The sequence below is a fragment of the Martinezella calliandrae genome, assembly GCF_030272695.1.
Lineage (GTDB): Bacteria > Pseudomonadota > Alphaproteobacteria > Rhizobiales > Rhizobiaceae > Rhizobium > Rhizobium calliandrae.
The window spans coordinates 71029-86980 of sequence record NZ_JARFYN010000029.1 but is presented as its reverse complement, the minus strand read 5'-3'; the positions used below and the strand labels follow the sequence as shown (position 1 = coordinate 86980).

The 15952-nt window shown below is 56.9% G+C and carries 17 protein-coding genes and 4 pseudogenes; 15 read left to right on the top strand and 6 right to left on the bottom strand.

Annotated elements, in window-relative coordinates:
- Positions 1-97: 97 nt before the first annotated feature.
- On the bottom strand, positions 98-1726 hold the full coding sequence (groL, locus tag PY650_RS21320; RefSeq protein ID WP_285881536.1) for a chaperonin GroEL: 1629 nt from the start codon (positions 1724-1726) through the stop codon (positions 98-100).
- Positions 1727-1781: 55 nt separating this feature from the next.
- On the bottom strand, positions 1782-2096 hold the full coding sequence (groES, locus tag PY650_RS21315) for a co-chaperone GroES (RefSeq protein ID WP_113433912.1): 315 nt from the start codon (positions 2094-2096) through the stop codon (positions 1782-1784).
- 281 nt (positions 2097-2377) lie between these two features.
- Here groES and PY650_RS21310 point away from each other — a divergent pair, with 281 nt between their 5' ends.
- The 5 genes from PY650_RS21310 to PY650_RS21285 all read left to right on the top strand — a co-directional run bounded on the left by PY650_RS21310 (position 2378) and on the right by PY650_RS21285 (position 4979).
- Positions 2378-2650 carry an usg protein gene (locus PY650_RS21310; protein WP_285881535.1) on the top strand — a complete coding sequence of 91 codons (273 nt, stop codon included), beginning with the start codon at positions 2378-2380 and terminating at the stop codon, positions 2648-2650.
- Positions 2651-2745: 95 nt separating this feature from the next.
- Complete coding sequence (locus PY650_RS21305) at positions 2746-3036, top strand: hypothetical protein (RefSeq protein ID WP_285881534.1); 291 nt, start codon at positions 2746-2748, stop codon at positions 3034-3036.
- A gap of 809 nt (positions 3037-3845) precedes the next feature.
- A complete protein-coding gene (locus PY650_RS21295) occupies positions 3846-4322 on the top strand; it encodes an Hsp20 family protein (RefSeq protein ID WP_285881533.1) in 477 nt (158 codons plus the stop codon).
- Between the two features lie 71 nt (positions 4323-4393).
- Entirely contained in the window at positions 4394-4693 is a 300-nt protein-coding gene (locus PY650_RS21290) for a DUF982 domain-containing protein (RefSeq protein WP_285881532.1), read from the top strand.
- 7 nt (positions 4694-4700) lie between these two features.
- Positions 4701-4979 carry a hypothetical protein gene (locus PY650_RS21285; RefSeq protein WP_285881531.1) on the top strand — a complete coding sequence of 93 codons (279 nt, stop codon included), beginning with the start codon at positions 4701-4703 and terminating at the stop codon, positions 4977-4979.
- A 28-nt stretch (positions 4980-5007) separates the two neighbouring features.
- Here the strand turns inward: PY650_RS21285 and PY650_RS21280 are convergent.
- Positions 5008-5154 (bottom strand): annotated as a pseudogene (locus PY650_RS21280) (DUF4112 domain-containing protein); the annotation flags it as partial.
- A gap of 100 nt (positions 5155-5254) precedes the next feature.
- Positions 5255-5414, bottom strand: a pseudogene (locus PY650_RS21275) (transposase); the annotation flags it as partial.
- Between the two features lie 53 nt (positions 5415-5467).
- Here PY650_RS21275 and PY650_RS21270 point away from each other — a divergent pair.
- From PY650_RS21270 to PY650_RS21250, 5 genes and pseudogenes are all read left to right on the top strand, one after another.
- Positions 5468-5629 carry a hypothetical protein gene (locus PY650_RS21270; RefSeq protein ID WP_285881529.1) on the top strand — a complete coding sequence of 54 codons (162 nt, stop codon included), beginning with the start codon at positions 5468-5470 and terminating at the stop codon, positions 5627-5629.
- 179 nt (positions 5630-5808) lie between these two features.
- A complete protein-coding gene (locus PY650_RS21265; RefSeq protein WP_285881528.1) occupies positions 5809-6189 on the top strand; it encodes a hypothetical protein in 381 nt (126 codons plus the stop codon).
- A gap of 61 nt (positions 6190-6250) precedes the next feature.
- Positions 6251-6505, top strand: coding sequence for a FitA-like ribbon-helix-helix domain-containing protein (locus PY650_RS21260; protein WP_285881527.1), 255 nt, complete (start codon positions 6251-6253; stop codon positions 6503-6505).
- Positions 6502-6921: a type II toxin-antitoxin system VapC family toxin gene (locus PY650_RS21255; RefSeq protein ID WP_285881525.1), complete on the top strand. Its 420-nt coding sequence runs from the start codon at positions 6502-6504 to the stop codon at positions 6919-6921. The genes PY650_RS21260 and PY650_RS21255 overlap by 4 nt, the downstream gene beginning before the upstream one ends.
- Before the next feature lie 118 nt (positions 6922-7039).
- Positions 7040-7339 (top strand): annotated as a pseudogene (locus PY650_RS21250) (XRE family transcriptional regulator); the annotation flags it as partial.
- 139 nt (positions 7340-7478) lie between these two features.
- Here PY650_RS21250 and PY650_RS37160 read toward each other — a convergent pair.
- On the bottom strand, positions 7479-7616 hold the full coding sequence (locus PY650_RS37160) for a hypothetical protein (RefSeq protein ID WP_349644505.1): 138 nt from the start codon (positions 7614-7616) through the stop codon (positions 7479-7481).
- Positions 7617-7798: 182 nt separating this feature from the next.
- Between PY650_RS37160 and PY650_RS21240 the strand changes: the two are divergent.
- Positions 7799-8214: pseudogene (locus PY650_RS21240) on the top strand (GSU2403 family nucleotidyltransferase fold protein); the annotation flags it as partial.
- Positions 8215-8368: 154 nt separating this feature from the next.
- Here the strand turns inward: PY650_RS21240 and PY650_RS21235 are convergent.
- Positions 8369-8929, bottom strand: a complete 561-nt coding sequence (locus PY650_RS21235; protein WP_285881524.1) for a DUF3611 family protein — start codon at positions 8927-8929, stop codon at positions 8369-8371.
- A gap of 244 nt (positions 8930-9173) precedes the next feature.
- On the opposite strand from PY650_RS21235, the gene PY650_RS21230 reads away from it, so the two are divergent.
- The 4 genes from PY650_RS21230 (at position 9174) to PY650_RS21215 (ending at position 15801) form a co-directional block, all read left to right on the top strand.
- A complete protein-coding gene (locus PY650_RS21230; protein WP_285881523.1) occupies positions 9174-10904 on the top strand; it encodes an alpha/beta hydrolase in 1731 nt (576 codons plus the stop codon).
- Complete coding sequence (locus tag PY650_RS21225; protein ID WP_285881522.1) at positions 10852-11931, top strand: YihY/virulence factor BrkB family protein; 1080 nt, start codon at positions 10852-10854, stop codon at positions 11929-11931. The genes PY650_RS21230 and PY650_RS21225 overlap by 53 nt, the downstream gene beginning before the upstream one ends.
- Positions 11932-12621: 690 nt before the next feature.
- Positions 12622-14040, top strand: coding sequence for a trypsin-like peptidase domain-containing protein (locus tag PY650_RS21220; protein ID WP_285881521.1), 1419 nt, complete (start codon positions 12622-12624; stop codon positions 14038-14040).
- Between the two features lie 66 nt (positions 14041-14106).
- Positions 14107-15801, top strand: coding sequence for a long-chain-fatty-acid--CoA ligase (locus PY650_RS21215; protein WP_285881520.1), 1695 nt, complete (start codon positions 14107-14109; stop codon positions 15799-15801).
- Positions 15802-15952 lie beyond the last annotated feature (151 nt).

Genomic DNA, 15952 nt, shown 5'->3' with positions numbered 1-15952 from the left:
CACTTTGTCGGTGCCGGCTTTGCAAGGTTGTGGGAGCTGCCATGGTTATATATCCTTTTTTGTTGCCCGGCCGGGCGCCGGGGCAACCCTTCTTACTTTAGAAGTCCATGCCGGCGCCAGCCGGCAGAGCCGGAGCGGCTTCCTTTTTGGGCTTGTCGGCGATCATGGCTTCCGTCGTCACAAGGAGGCCGGCAACCGACGCGGCATCCTGCAGAGCGGTGCGCACGACCTTGGCGGGATCGATCACACCCATGGCATAGAGATCGCCATATTCGCTGGTCTGGGCATTCCAGCCGTAGGAGAAGTCGGTTTTCTCTCGCAGCTTGCCGACGATGATCGAACCTTCGGCGCCGGCGTTCTCGGCGATCTGGCGGACCGGAGCCTCGATCGCACGGCGAACAATCTCGATACCGACCTTCTGGTCCTGGTTGGCGGCGTCGAGATTGTCGAGCGCCTTGACGGCACGCAGTAGCGCAACGCCGCCGCCCGGCAGGATGCCTTCCTCGACGGCCGCTCGGGTCGCGTGCAACGCATCGTCGACACGGTCTTTTTTCTCCTTCACCTCGACTTCCGTCGATCCGCCGACGCGGATGACGGCGACGCCGCCAGCGAGCTTTGCAAGGCGTTCCTGCAGCTTTTCGCGGTCATAATCGGAAGAGGTTTCTTCGATCTGCGCCCTGATCTGGGTAACGCGACCGTCGATCTCGGTCTTGGACCCGACGCCGTCGATAATAGTAGTGTTCTCCTTCTCGATCGCCACCTTCTTGGCTCGGCCGAGCATGTTCAGCGTGACGTTCTCGAGTTTGATGCCGAGGTCTTCGGAGATGACCGTGCCGCCCGTCAGGATGGCAATGTCTTCGAGCATGGCCTTGCGGCGATCGCCGAAGCCGGGAGCCTTGACAGCAGCGATCTTAAGGCCACCGCGCAGCTTGTTGACCACGAGGGTCGCAAGTGCTTCGCCTTCGACGTCTTCAGCGATGATGACCAGCGGCTTGCCGGACTGGACGACGGCCTCGAGAACCGCAAGCATGGGCTGCAGGTTCGAAAGCTTCTTCTCATGAATGAGGATATAGGGATCCTCGAACTCCACGCGCATCTTGTCGGCATTGGTCACGAAGTAAGGCGACAGGTAGCCGCGATCGAACTGCATGCCTTCGACGACTTCGAGCTCGGTCTCGGCGGTCTTGGCTTCCTCGACGGTGATGACCCCTTCATTGCCAACCTTCTCCATCGCCTCGGCGAGATAGCGGCCGATCTCGGAATCGCCGTTGGCGGAGATGGTGCCGACCTGGGCGATCTCGGAATTGCTGGTGATCTTGCGGGCGTTGGTTTTCAGTTCCTTGACGACGGCGTCAACGGCAAGGTCGATGCCGCGCTTCAGGTCCATCGGGTTCATGCCGGAGGCAACAGCCTTGGCGCCTTCCTTCACAATCGCCTGGGCAAGCACGGTCGCCGTGGTTGTGCCGTCGCCGGCCAGATCGTTGGTCTTCGATGCCACTTCGCGCAACATCTGGGCGCCCATGTTTTCGAACTTGTCTTCCAGTTCGATTTCCTTGGCGACCGAGACGCCGTCCTTGGTGATGCGCGGTGCGCCGAAGGACTTGTCGATCACGACGTTGCGCCCCTTCGGACCAAGCGTCACCTTCACGGCATTGGCGAGCACATCGACCCCACGCAGCATGCGTTCACGGGCATCGGTGTGAAACTTGACTTCTTTCGCAGCCATTTCTCTAACTCCTCAATAGGCAGCTATCTGATTGATGGTTCGTGGCGTGGAGAGCTCAGGCAGCTTTTTTCTGTTCGGCCTGGGCTTCGATGATGCCCATGACATCGCTTTCCTTCATGATCAGCAGGTCCTCGCCGTTGATCTTGATCTCGGTGCCGGACCATTTGCCGAACAGGATGCGATCGCCGGCCTTGACGTCGAGTGCCTGGATTTGGCCGGCCTCGTTGCGCGCGCCGGGACCGACGGCGATGACCTCGCCTTCCTGCGGCTTTTCCTTGGCGGTATCGGGGATGATGATGCCGCCTTTGGTCTTTTCTTCGGATTCGACCCGGCGGACGAGAATGCGATCATGAAGCGGTCGGAACGACATGTTTTCCTCCGTTGAGCAAAAAAATATGACGTTGATCCCCCTGGCCGGACCGGATGACCAGTCCGGGTGGGTGCAAAACCTCGTTCGAGCGTTTTGCGCGAAATGATCTGGTTTTGCGATTTTTCGATTTCAAGAGGGCGAAACGAAAAAATTAGCACTCATCTTATGGTGCTGCTAACATGCTGGAAAGGAACAACAAACTGGCGTCCAGCGCTGGAAAATCCGTTGATGGTCGCGAAATTTTGCGCCACCTTAGAAGTGTCATAAAACGGAGATGAAGCATGCAATTCTCATCGGATCTGGAACGGCAACTGAACGGCTACGGCCTCACCACCGCACACATTCTCTACCGCATTCCCGATTTCGAATCCGTGCTGCAGACCTATGTCTGGCAGGACTACGATCTGGCTCCCGATTTTCCCGAGATGCACAAGTTCCTGAACTTCTGGAAGGCCAGCCTCGATGGCCCCCTGCATTCCGTGCGCTATACCCATCAGCGTCTGATCGGACCCAACGAATGGCGGCGTGTCGAAGGCGAGTTCAAGCTCCACTGAGGTCTTGAAACAGATATTTTCCCTTCCTAGGTCTTTCGGGGCCGAGGCTCGATGAGCTCGGTCAGCATTGCACGTCTGTTCAGAGTGAGACCGAAATGGAAGAGAAGATCAAGATTATCAAAGACCTTAGCATCGAGGAACGCGAAGAGGTCTTTGCCGATATCGCGCGTGTCCTGGAGGGGACTGCCCGCGAGGCTTTTGTCGAAGGCAATCGCCACTTTGCCGCGCTGTCGGCCAACATGGCACAGGCGATCCGCGTCAATGCCGACGAGCTGGCCCGCGACGAAATGGCGAATGCCGAGCAGGTTCTGCTGCAGGCGACGGCCATGATCTCCCAGTTCAATGCCGCCCATCCCTACCGGATGATGAGCCACGCTATTCATTAGATTGTCTCCAGCAGCTCCTTTTCTCGTCAGGACGACGGCCTATCTGAAGGCCAGTTGAGACGGAACGGCTCCCAAGAAACTGAGGAAGCTCACATAAAACTGGAGGAAATCACCGCGGTCCTCGGACCTACCGACGAAGCTCTAGCGGCTGCAATCAACCAGACGGGAGTCAGCCGGCGAGCTCGCCGAAGCCTGGGCATGGCTGAACGCCGATGAGGCACTGGTCAATCAGGGGCGCTCCTTGCCCTTAGGCAAGGTGGCTGATCTCGTTGGTATCCTTGAGGCCGCCGATCTGATCGACGAGGAATCAGTTCCTGGCGGTGCCTGAACTTCCCGAGCGCCTCGTGGAGTAGATGCTTATCGAGGAGCGTCCGGCGTCACTCTTTCGAGGGTCGCTGTCTCGTTGAGATCCTTGACCAATCGGGCCACCATGCTGGCGTCAAGCCGCCACAGGACACAGCCGCCGATATCGGCAACCTGGCCTGTCTTGAAGTCGACGATGTTCCACGTTCCGTCGCCTTGTTTGCGGGCGACCTAGATGGGTCCGGTGCAAAAATCAACGTCACCTCCTGACAGCGAGGGATGATGATCCTTCGGAAAGCAGCAGGTCCGAGAATAGTTCCGCTGCAGTGCAGCATTCGCTCAGAATCCGCTTCGCCCAAGCTGTAGATTTTTCTGCGACTGGCTCTTGAATCCCGAAAACTCAAAAACCAAATCGATTGCCGCCAGCAGCTGAACCAGGGCTGGCCTTGCTCGGAGCGTCGCTTTCGGCGCTTCAATACCCATGTTGCTTCAAGAAGGATATGGCTATGGCAACATCTTACGACTATGCACCGCTTTACCGTTCGAGCGTCGGCTTCGATCGGGTCTTCAATCTTCTCGAAAACGCCCAGCGCGCCCGCTCGATCAGCGACTGGCCTCCCTATGACATCGTTAAGACCGGCGATGACAGCTATCGCATCTCGATCGCGGTGGCTGGCTTCGAACAGGACGATCTCGATATCACCTTCCAGTCCAATCTTCTGACCGTCACTGGCAAGAAACAGGAGACGGCCAATGAAGGCTACCTGCATCGCGGCATCGCCGGCCGTTCGTTCGAGCACCGGTTCGAGCTCGCCGACCATGTCAGGGTGAACGGAGCCGACCTGAAGAACGGTCTTTTGTCGATCGACCTCGTTCGCGAGATCCCGGAGGCCCTGAAGCCGCGGAAGATCGACATCCAGGCCAACCCGGCTCTGGCACAACCGGCCGCCCCGGCGCAAATCGAAGCGCAGAAGGCCGCTTAATCAGAACTGAGGAGAAAAGGGCGTCGTGATGACGGCGCCCGTCGACATTCCGGGTTGGGAAGGAGAGCGTCATGAAACCCGACATGTTCAAGCAACCTGTATCCATCCTCGTCGGTCTCGGGTTACCGGCTGAGGTTCGGAGCGTCACGGACGCCTATCGGCACCTTTGCGAATGGCCCGCGTCGTTCAGGGACACCGCGCATTCTGTTGCGCTGAAGGCCATCGGCGCGGCGATGCGTGGCGAGATTGAAGGGGAGACTGCGCGTGGCCTGTTTGCCGCCTTTGCGGACAAGCATGATCTGCTGGCACCGGATACCGACGTCATCGTCGCATCTCGCCGCGGCCAAGACAAAGATCCCCACGTTCGGTGAGGCTGCGATGACAAACGACATGTTGCTGCAGGTTGTCCGCAATGCGATGGCGATGGGACCGTTGGTCCTGCTTCAAGGCCTTCGACTTGAACGGCCAGGCGATGTCGTGCAATCGCGCGCACTGTCTGTCGATGACAAGCGGGCGATCCTCGCAGCCTGGGCATCCGATCTCTACGCTGTCGACTCCAAACCAGCGCTCCGAATGCTTCCGGGAACACCTGAGCCGGTCTCGATCGATGAGGTGCAAGTTGCGCTCCTCGAACTCGATCGGCGCTACGGTTGCTGACCGGACATACTAAAACCGCGACCGCTGCTTACCGATCAAGGTCTGCATGATCGAGACCGAAGTGATCCAGCACGAGCTCGAGGTTGCGGCGGTTGGACTTGAAATAGACGTCGAACAGGTGGCCGACCAGCGGCACGCTTCCGGCCGCCGTATCAAAACCAATGTTGAGCAGCATGTGCCGGATCCCAATGAGAGCGCCGGATGTTGGAATTGAAAGGGTTTATGGTTCTGTTCTCTTCAACTGCAGATGAGCTAAATGCGGCGAAATAGGAACTGTTGGCGAGAAAGCCGAAGTGACGCATGCGGTGGAAGCCGGTGGAAAGCAAGTGCAAGAGAGAGCGTCTGATGAACTCGTGAGGAATGAAGGCACATAACCTTGTCTCGATCGCGACCATTGCGCCGATAGTTCTTCCATCGGAAGGCGACATGGTCGTCATAATGGCGACTATGTTTCGGAAAGCGAAGTCATCCGGGAAGGCCTGAGAGCTTTGCAGGAGCGCGAGAACGCGATGGAGCACTGGCTGCGAACCGAGGTTGCGGCGACTTACAATGCTTATAAGGCCAATCCTTCCCACGCCAAACCCCTTGATGAAGCCTGGAAGCGCCTGGAAGCGCGGATGGACGACATCGATCGGGAAGAGGCGGAATGAAGCGCTATCATGTCCGCCTCACCGATGAAGCGGAATTGGACTTGGCGCATATTTATCATTTCGTCCGCCAAAAGTCGGCATCTGGCGTAGTTACTTAAACAAGTAGAGGTAACCGGCGCTGACTTAGAGCAAGACTATCGCGCCCAAGGGGCCGGTGGCCTGCGCTACAGGGACGAGCTGTGGGCCACAATATTATCCAGGCGAATGGCAGCACATACTACGATACGTCGATCCATGCCCAATATTTCGCTCAGGTTCTCAATCTCTATAATCTGGCGACCCAGGTCTACGTCACCGAGCACTCCTATAAGAACATAGCGACGACGGTTGCTAACGCTTCAGACGGGATTACCGGCGGAAACCAAGCCATCGCCCAAGTGGAACATAACCTTGCGCCGTGGGACCTGATGAGCGGCATATTGGGCGGCGCTGCTGAAGCTTTAGCCTCTCGAGGTACCAAGGAAGTGCCTAGCGGCCTTTCGGACCGCCGCCCAGATCTCCTGGAATTTCATTCTACTGCAAGAAATTTTTGCAATAGAGCCATATTTCGAAACCCTTGAAAGTTGGTATCATTCTGTATATTTTGATATCAAAGCCACCATTTCCATCGATGTGATATCAATGCCGGCGATCACCATTCGAAATCTTTCTGACGAAACACATCGCGCTCTTCGCGTGCGAGCGGCTCATCACGGCCGAAGCACCGAGGCCGAAATCCGTGACATTATTGAGGCCGCTGTTCGTCCCCCTGAACGTGTTAAGCTCGGCTCTTTACTGGCGGCTATCGGTCGCGACGCTGAGCTTTCCGACAGCGACGTCGAAGCCCTGCAGAGAAGTCGCGACAAGACGCCTGCTGCACCGATGACCTTCGAATGATCTTGCTGGACACCAACATTATATCCGAGCCGTGGAAACCGGTTCCTGATGAGGCAGTTGTCGCTTGGTTGGACGCCCAAGCCATCGAAACGCTGTTCATCTCCGCAATAACGATTGCTGAACTTCGCTTCGGAATTGCTGCTATGCCCTCGGGGAAACGGCAAACCATCCTCAGCGACCGCCTTGAGGGCGAAGTACTGCCTCACTTTTCCGAGCGCATCCTGCCCTTCAATCTTGCGACTTCGCAGTTGTACTCGGAACTGATGGCACGCGCTCGAATATCTGGAAAAGCGATCGGCACGGCTGATGGCTATATTGCCGCCACAGCAGCAGCAAATCACCTCGCAATCGCAACTCGCGACGCAAGCCCGTTCGAGGCGGCTGGGTTGAAAGTGATCAATCCCTGGTCCCGATAATGGTAGTATGAATCTAGGTGTCCTAGGTTCGTATCGGTTCAAGAGCAAACGTAAGCGGTGCATTGATCCCGTCTGGCGGTGACAGGGCATCGCGCTTATTCGTAATTCGAATTACTGTCTCTTGGGCGTTTCGCGGGTCACGGTCAACACGAAGCGTCCACGCGGATAGGTGCTTGGCCTGGACGGTGCCAAACGTGGTTTTCGTTTCCCGGTGTGGCAACTCGATGACGACGGTCGTCCTTATGCCGCGCTACCAAAACTGCATGTAATCTTGGCGGGAGCCTGGGCGGTCTACCGCTTTCTGGTCTCGCCACATGGGGCGCTTGACGGTCGCACGTGGCTCGATGCCTTGAAGCGACGTCGGGACGCCGATGCGATCGCCGCAGCCGAAAGTGCCGCCCGCGGTGACTTTCGCTAAATGACTGGTATCAAGCCGCCTGCCGGTTTCGAACATTCGTCACTCGATCTCGAAGTCGTTCCTCCAGGGTCTCGTTTCGGCAGGATCTATGCGAGCGTCTTTCCCGACCCATTGGGCATTGGAAAGACACCGAGCCGGTTCAGCGATCCAGGCCGTGCTTCGCGAACGCCGCGACGGTCTGATCGGAGATCTCCCGATTGAGGAGAACGAATTTCACGCACGGCGATTCGCCGAAATCGAAACGACGGAAGAACTTGTCGACCTGCGCGGTGACCATGCTATCCGAATGGGAGTTCCGACGGACGTCGCGAAATCCTTGCGCCAAAGCTTGGCGCGCGTGTGGTCGCTGGCATTTCACGAGCACAAATCTCTACCGGACGGCATCATCTATCCTTCGCGGCTCAAAGGACACACGAACATCGCGGTATTCGGACGCGCCGTCTCAAAACTCGCTCCGGTGGCGTCGACGCCAGCTTCCAGCCAGTTCCGCACCGATCCGGGTCCGCGGCCTCGTCGGCGTTTCAGAATGCCGACGGCTACCGGGTTGAATTCCTGACGTCGTCCCTGATCCGTCCCGGTATGCGGTCCACAAGCTCATAGTCGCCAGCCGCCACACTGACGGACAGGGGCTGGCGAAGCGTGAGAAGGACGTTCGTCAAGCTGCGCTGCTCTTTGAAGCCCTGCAGCAGGCAAGGCGATCTGCCGACTTGGCGCTCGTCTACAACGAAGCATGGGAGCGCGGGCCTGCGTGGCAAGAAGGTATTCGAACCGGGGCGGGAATGCTCCCGGCACAAGATGCCGAGCGGCTCAGCACCGCCCTGATCGAGGGCGCCAAAAAAAACCGCGAAGAAATTGAACTTCCGTTTGGGGAATAGGCTGTCTTCCGCTTCGAAAGCCACCATTCAAAGCCTAACTTGTTGAAATTGTTGTCGTCGGAGTCTTGCGGTTAAATGCAAAACGACACCGCCACCTCTCAGCAGACTGACATCAGCTTTTCGTGTGGCGAAGGCTATGTACGGCTTTGCAGCACTACCTAGACGCCCCATGCTGTCGATAGGTTATTGAGAACAACAGCCAAAGCCCGAGGGCAAGAACCAAGACTTCAACGAAGGTGGTGAGAATGATGACCGTCAGGCTTAGAATGTCGCCTGCAGAAACCCAGCTTGTCGGTCCGCTCGTGGTCTGCACGACCGGGACGCCAGCTTGGGGCGCGCGCAGAAAGTAGAGAAACAGCTGGGTCACCTCGAATAGGATAATAAGCATGGAAAAGACAATTCCAATTGTACTCGCTACTAGCCCCGTCCATACCGTGCGGGGCAGGGAATTCGGGACCGGCCTGCCATCATCGATGCGCCTACCCGCCAGAATATACTGGTAAGACCATATGGTCGTGAAGAGCAGGATGAGCAGACTTCCGATGGTGAGATACTGAATGAGTGCTACGGTTCCGCGGGTACCAACTCCGGCGGTCCGGTCGACAACAAATGCCGAAATGGCCATAAGCAGCGATATCGATCCAACTCCGAGTTGGGCCCAAAAACCAACCCTGCCGGCAAACTGCAACTTCCGAGCTAGACTGTCATTCAACATTCTTCACTCCGCTGTTCCAGGAAGAAGAACCGAGATAGCGCCGACGCCATACCCGTCAGTCGTTCGGATCGACCGTATCTCACTCAAATTACCGCCCAATTTATCGTTGCGTCACTCCAAAAGAAAGCTCAAATATACATCTCTTAAGATGAATTGCAGCCTCTATCCGCGGGCAAGACTGGTCCGAGCGGCCCGCAACCAATTATTGTCGGTTGGCCGGCCTTGCGATCTACGGGAGACATGAATGTTGTTTACGTCCTTCAACGCAAGTGTCGGGGGCCGCTGGCAAGCGTTGATGCCCCGGTGGATGCCGTACTCAGCCATTCTGATTGGAACGCTTTTTTTTTCCGCGTCGCTCACGCCAAGCCTAATCCCTCGTACCTACATGGTCGAGGGCATTCTGTCTGGCCTGTCCTTCAGCTTCGGTTTTGCCATCGGAATGCTTTGCCATCGGCTTTGGGAATACATGCGCTTCCCTAAACTGGCAGAGCCGCAGCTTAGCATAATCCGAGCCTCCATTATTGTAACATGCGCGGCTTCTGCGATGGCGTTTCTTTGGTTAGCGACGGATTGGCAGAATTCTTTAAGGGAATTCATGAATGTCGAGCGCGTTTCCAGAAGCTATTCGTTTTTAATATTACTTGTGGCGGCCATTACGGTGGTCGGCACGTTCGGTATTGCATCGATTTTTCTGCTCGTATTCCGGCGGGCTCAATCGGCTTTAGCGCGCGTGCTTCCGCGCAGGGTTTCGCGTGTCATCGGTCTCGCTGTCGCGATAATTGTGTTTGGGGGTGTTGCGAATGGCGTGCTCTTTCGGGTCGCGTTCCACCTACTGGATTCATCATTCCGGGAATATGACAGCCTAATTGAAGCGGGCATTCCCCGGCCAACATCCTCGTTCCGAACAGGCAGCGCAGCGTCCGGGCTCATCTGGGACGAACTGGGGCGTGCTGGTCGTGAATTCGTTGGCTCCGGACCAACGGCAGCCGAAATCAGCCTCCTTACCGCCAAAAAGGCACTTGAACCGATACGTGTGTATGTCGGCTTGAGGGCGGCGGAAACAGTCGACCAAAGGGTCGATCTTGCCGTGGAGGAACTTAAGCGTATGAAGGCTTTCGATCGATCGACGCTCGTTATCGCCACGCCGACTGGCACCGGATGGGTCGATCCTGCGGCAATTGACAGCGCCGAATACCTTGCCAACGGCGATATCGCGACCGTTGCAGTGCAGTATTCCTATTTTTCCAGTCCATTATCGCTGTTGATCGAACCGCAACTCGGTGCCGACACCGCAACATCGCTCTTTAAGGAAGTCTATAAATACTGGACCAATCTTCCGAAAGGAAAAAGGCCGAGGCTTTTGGTTTACGGTCTCAGTCTTGGCTCTTTAAATTCCGAAAAATCAATTGAACTTTTCGACATTCTTAGTGATCCAATCAACGGAGCTCTCTGGAGCGGGCCTCCTTTTGAAAACCAGCTTTGGCGATCGATTACCAAGAGCAGGCAGCCTGGTTCCCCCGCATGGTTGCCTCAGTATAGCGACGGGTCTGTTGTCCGTTTCATGAACCAACGCGGGTCAGCTGTGGCAGCGGGCTCGCCGTGGGGAGCCATGCGAATCGTATACTTGCAGTATGCAAGTGATCCCGTGACCTTCTTTGACTATGCGGATCTGTACCGGGAGCCGGATTGGATGGTCGCTCCACGCGGCCCGGACGTTTCTCCGGATTTTCAATGGTATCCCGTTATAACCTTACTTCAACTCGGATTTGACATGGCGCTGGCAACGACAACTCCCATAGGTTTTGGACATGTGTATGCGCCGGATCACTATGTCGATGCATGGGTTGCTGTGGCCGCCCCCCCGGGCTGGACCGACGAGCAGGTCGCCAAGCTAAAGCAGCATCTGGACCAAGAAATGGTACATGACCTGGCAAGGCCGGGTGAGGCAAATCCCTACGAAGCTCGAGGTGGATAAGTCGGCAGTCAACCGTCGCGTCCAAGGTAAAAAACCTTGTGCGCGGCGCTTGTTCCCGGGGAGTGTTAATATGCGTGCCGGATCAATTCTTACCAATTTATCCTTTGCGGTAACTGTCGGAATTGCGAGCTATCTCGCCGCGAGTCAGTTTGATAGAGGCGCAACCCTCGGAGAAACGAAGACGCCAGCGTCAGAGGCTGTTGGCGGGGCCTCGGGTGCGGGCTGGCTCTTCACATGGAAGCAAACGCTTGTTGGAATACGCAATGATCGGATTTTGTCGGTCGCCGCTGGGGTGACTTTCTATGGATTGTTGGCTCTTTTTCCGACGGTCGCGGCGGTTGTCTCACTCTACGGATTGATTGCCGAATCTCGGCATTTGTCAGAGCTATTAACCGCCGTCGACGGGGCGTTGCCGAGAGCTGGCACTGAATTCTTGCGTAACAAGATTGAGCGCATCGGTAATGGGCAAGAGGCCACGCTTACCTTTGCGCTGGCTGCTTCTGTGGCGCTCTCCCTCTGGAGCGCAAACAGAGGTGTCAAAGCACTATTTGACGGCCTAAACGTTGCCTACGGGCAGGTTGAAAGCCGAACTTTCCTTAGATTAAACATCATCTCCCTTACTTTCACGATCGGACTGTTATTTTTCTTGGTACTGGCGATATTTCTTGTCGCTGCCTTCCCGCTTATGTTCAGCTCCGAAAGCTCAAGTAATATATTGATGATTGGGCGCTGGCCCATTACGACTGTCGTATTGCTGGGCAGTTTGGAGCTTCTCTACAGATACGGCCCTAGCGGACCACGGCATAAATACGATCTGATCAGTCCAGGCGCGATCGTAGCCGCTTTGGTTTGGCTAACGGGTTCGTTTTTGTTCTCCACTTTCCTGGCAAATTTCGATGACTACAATAGGACGTTCGGAACGCTTGCTGCTGTTGATATTCTGCTTATCTGGATGTGGTTGTCCTCAATCAGCATCTTGGTTGGGGCGGAGGTCAATGGACGATATCATGTGGTTTCGCCAAGCTGAGCCGCACCTGAAACATTAACTCTTCACGACTTTCGACCTGATGTTGTTGTCTAAGTTGGGGCGTCAAGTAAGTTTCGTCGAGGCAGCGCTGCCGAGGTGCATGATTATCTTGGCGGTCTACATCAATTGACGCATGAAGGAGCTTGGCGGCACGAGCCTTCAAAGACATCTTTTCCTTTTCCACCAACAGGAATGCACCAGTGTTTAAAAAGTGATGCTCAGAGGGCCGCATTAATCGGAGAACGGGTGAACCACCCCGATCCGGTTTTTCGGAGCGACCGGGAATGTTATCTGCAGGAGGCGGGTCAGCGGCTTCAAACTTCTGGCGTCCGTGAGGCGACGCGAGCGAATGTACGCATGCAACTCATCTTTGTGGCAACCGAAAAGTGTGGTAAACAAGGGCTGTTCTGCCATCTCCCCTGGCCCCACTTCGGCCAAGCCGAAGAGTCCAAAACCGATATGCGTTCGCCGGCCGTCACTGATCGAGGCCTCGAGCCCGTCAAGTTATAAGTTCCAGCGGCTGCGGGAAGCCGACAATCTGGAATTCCAAAGGAAAGCACGCTATAATTGAATTTCGCTATTCCGCGGCCAGACCAACCGCGCGCGAACCCTCGGTAAAGGCTAGATACGAGTTATTTTCGGAAGTCTTCCAACATCCACCGGAGTTTACAAAACACGGAGTGACAGACAATGGATGCCTCTCGTGCCGAACCAACGTCATTGACTTCCCCCTACGCCATCTTTTGCGCTTTTGCGCATATACTCGCCGTGAGCCTTGCTGTGGTTCTGATGGCAACCTCCCACGCCGCAGCGCAAGCAAGCGATCTTCCTGGTCTCGCGGCGCGAGTTATCGATGCGGTCGTCAACATCAACGTCACCGCACACCCCAATACTGGCACAAATTCCGATGATCAGAGTCCCGGTTCCGGGGCAGCATCCGGTGAAGGCGAGCAACCGCCTCCCCGGCGTTCGCTTGGTTCCGGTTTCGTAATCGACGCATCAGGCATCATTGTCACCAACGAACACGTGATCCGGAATGGTGACGAGATTGACGTCGTCTTCAATGATGGGTCCCGCTTGCCTGCCGAGTTGATCGGGGAGGACGCCGATATCGACGTCGCCGTCTTGCGCGTTCAGCCCAGCACGCCGCTGCCGGCAGTGAAATTCGCCGATTCAGACTCAATACGCGTTGGGGAGCCGGTCATGGCGATCGGCAATCCCTCAGGCCTCGGCGGCACAGTGACCGCCGGAATCGTCTCCGCCAAGAACCGTGACATCAGGACGAGTCCTTTTGACAATTTCATTCAGACAGACACGGCGATCAATCGGGGGAACTCCGGTGGACCGTTGTTCAACATGGCCGGCGATGTGATCGGCACGCTGGGTTTGGCCTCACGAGGCGGAGGTAGCATCGGCCTCAATTTCGCAGTGCCAGCCTATACCGCAATGCCGATCATTGCGCGGCTCCGCGAGTTCGGCGAGCCCAGACGTGGCTGGCTCGGCGCTAACGCACAGGACATGACCAACGAAATCGCTGCGGCGTTGAGACTCGACGCACCCCGCGGGGCACTCATTTCGGGCGTCTATCCCCGTGGACCGGCCTCCGTTGCGGGAATACGACCCGGCGACGTCATCGTCAGTTTCAATGAGCGCGAGGTGCGTGACAGACGTGAACTGTCGCGGCTTATCGCCGAAGCTCCCGTCGGGACGCCTGTACCAGTGACCATGATGCGCGACGGCCGCAGTGGCATGCTGACAATTACATTGTCCCATAGACAACCGCCGACCACCAGCGGCCAGCCAGCTCCCGCGGTGACCGCCATCGGCATGGAGCTGTCCAGGATAACGCCTGCCGTTCGAAGCCAACTGGGACTGCGGCCAGATGCAAGCGGAGTCGTCGTCACCGACGTGAAGCCTGAATCCCCGGCTGCACGGCAGGGCATCCGTCCGGGAACGGTATTCACGGAAGTGCATAGCACGCCGGTGAACTCTCCCGCTGAATTCGTGGCCCGCCTCGAAGCCCTGAAGTCGGAAGGCCGACGTTCTGCGGTGTTTCTCGTGCTCGATGCCAATGGGCAGACGCGCCTCATCGCTTTGGACTTGATGTGAGCCGCTGCCCGATGATCGAGGAATTGCGGCAAGACTGCCCCTAGAGCCTGCCTTGAGGAGAGCACCATGGAACGCATCTGGCTCCAGCACTATCCACCAGGAGTTCCCGCGGAGATCAATGTAGTCAAGTATTCGTCGCTCGTCGCCTTACTCGATGAGAGCTTTGCCAGGTACCGCGATCGCACCGCCTTTGTTTGCATGGACAAGGCAATGACCTACGGCGATCTCGACGAGATGTCGCGCGCATTCGGTGCATGGTTGCAGAGCAAGGGCCTGCGGAAGGGCGCGCGCGTTGCCATCATGATGCCAAATGTACTGCAGTATCCCGTCGTCATCGTCGGCATTCTTCGGGCCGGATATACGGTGGTGAACACCAACCCGCTGTACGTGTCTCGCGAACTGCAGCATCAGCTAAAGGATTCTGGTGCCGAGGCGATTGTCGTGCTCGAGAACTTCGCGCACACGCTTGAGAAAGTGATTGCCAAGACCGACGTCAAGCACGTCGTCGTGGCCTCGATGGGCGATCTGCTGGGCATGATGAGAGGCACCATCGTCAATTTGATCGTGCGGTGGGCGAAGAAAATGGTACCCGCGTACACACTGCCCGGTGCGAGGCGGTTCAATGCGGCAATCGCTGCCGGCAAAGGGATGCGGCTCAACGAGCCTCAGGTCGGGCCCGACGACGTCGCACTTCTGCAATATACGGGCGGCACCACCGGCCTGGCCAAAGGCGCAATCCTGCTCAATCGCAACGTCGTCGGTAACATGCTGCAGATCGATGCCTGGCTGCAGCCAGTGCTAGACAAAGAGCCAAGGGTCGATCGTCTGACGGTCATGGCGGCGCTGCCGCTTTATCACATTTTCGCGTTCACTGCGTGCTTCCTGTTGAGCATCCACACCGGCGGGCTATGCGTTCTCATCCCCAATCCTCGTGACATTCCGAACCTCATCAAGGAACTCGCAAAGCGCAAGGTGAACCATTTTCCCGCTGTCAACACGCTCTACAACGCACTGCTCGACCACCCGGATTTCGGAAAGCTCGACTGGAGCCTGCTCAAATGCGCTGTCGGCGGCGGCATGGCGGTACAGCAGACAGTCGCCGAACGATGGCTGAAAGCTACCGGTTGCCCGGTTGTCGAGGGTTATGGCATGTCGGAAACGTCACCGGTCCTCACCTGCAATTCCCCACACACGACCGAATGGAATGGTACGATCGGGCTGCCTATGCCCTCGACCGATATCTTCATTCGCGACGATGACGATAACGACGTCCCGCTCGGCGACATCGGGGAAATCTGTGCCCGTGGTCCTCAGGTCATGCCGGGATATTGGCAACTCCCCGACGAAACCGCTGCGGTCATGACCCATGACGGCTGCTTTCGCACCGGTGACATCGGTGTCATGGACGCGACGGGCAACGTCAGGCTCGTCGACCGCAAGAAGGACATGATCACCGTTTCCGGATTCAAGGTTTATCCAAGCGAAGTGGAAGCCGTGGCATCGGATCATCCGGGCGTGTTCGAATGCGCCGCGATAGGGGTTCCCGACGCGCGGTCGGGGGAAATCGTCAAACTGTTCGTGGTCAAAAAGGACTCGAGCCTCACCGAGGCGGAGTTGCTGGCGCACTGCCGAACGGAACTTACTCCCTATAAGGTGCCGAAATCCGTGGAATTCAGGACGGAGCTGCCGAAGACCAATGTAGGCAAGATATTGCGCCGCGAACTTCGGGACGAACCTCAGAAGGTCGGTGCTCGCGCATGATCGCCGTCCATCTGCAACAGAAGATGCGGACCGCCAAGCGCGACCCGGCAGCATCAGCGGCATAGAACTTCGACAAGTGTAGCGCCCTTAGACATCGCGGTGCGAGAGAAGCGGTGTACTGGTGAGCGAAGGGGGAGGGGAAATTTGAAGT

Bases quoted from the DNA above. Each gene is read 5' to 3' on its own strand.
- PY650_RS21215 (WP_285881520.1), top strand. From the start codon at position 14,107: ATGGAACGCATCTGGCTCCAGCACTATCCACCAGGAGTTCCCGCGGAG.
- PY650_RS21285 (WP_285881531.1), top strand. From the start codon at position 4,701: ATGACAAACGACATGTTGCTGCAGGTTGTCCGCAATGCGATGGCGATG.
- groES (WP_113433912.1), bottom strand. From the start codon at position 2,096: ATGTCGTTCCGACCGCTTCATGATCGCATTCTCGTCCGCCGGGTCGAA.
- PY650_RS21290 (WP_285881532.1), top strand. From the start codon at position 4,394: ATGAAACCCGACATGTTCAAGCAACCTGTATCCATCCTCGTCGGTCTC.
- PY650_RS21295 (WP_285881533.1), top strand. From the start codon at position 3,846: ATGGCAACATCTTACGACTATGCACCGCTTTACCGTTCGAGCGTCGGC.
- PY650_RS21260 (WP_285881527.1), top strand. From the start codon at position 6,251: ATGCCGGCGATCACCATTCGAAATCTTTCTGACGAAACACATCGCGCT.
- groL (WP_285881536.1), bottom strand. From the start codon at position 1,726: ATGGCTGCGAAAGAAGTCAAGTTTCACACCGATGCCCGTGAACGCATG.
- PY650_RS21235 (WP_285881524.1), bottom strand. From the start codon at position 8,929: ATGTTGAATGACAGTCTAGCTCGGAAGTTGCAGTTTGCCGGCAGGGTT.
- PY650_RS21255 (WP_285881525.1), top strand. From the start codon at position 6,502: ATGATCTTGCTGGACACCAACATTATATCCGAGCCGTGGAAACCGGTT.
- PY650_RS21220 (WP_285881521.1), top strand. From the start codon at position 12,622: ATGGATGCCTCTCGTGCCGAACCAACGTCATTGACTTCCCCCTACGCC.
- PY650_RS21225 (WP_285881522.1), top strand. From the start codon at position 10,852: ATGACCTGGCAAGGCCGGGTGAGGCAAATCCCTACGAAGCTCGAGGTG.
- PY650_RS21230 (WP_285881523.1), top strand. From the start codon at position 9,174: ATGTTGTTTACGTCCTTCAACGCAAGTGTCGGGGGCCGCTGGCAAGCG.
- PY650_RS21310 (WP_285881535.1), top strand. From the start codon at position 2,378: ATGCAATTCTCATCGGATCTGGAACGGCAACTGAACGGCTACGGCCTC.
- PY650_RS37160 (WP_349644505.1), bottom strand. From the start codon at position 7,616: ATGGTCACCGCGCAGGTCGACAAGTTCTTCCGTCGTTTCGATTTCGGC.
- PY650_RS21305 (WP_285881534.1), top strand. From the start codon at position 2,746: ATGGAAGAGAAGATCAAGATTATCAAAGACCTTAGCATCGAGGAACGC.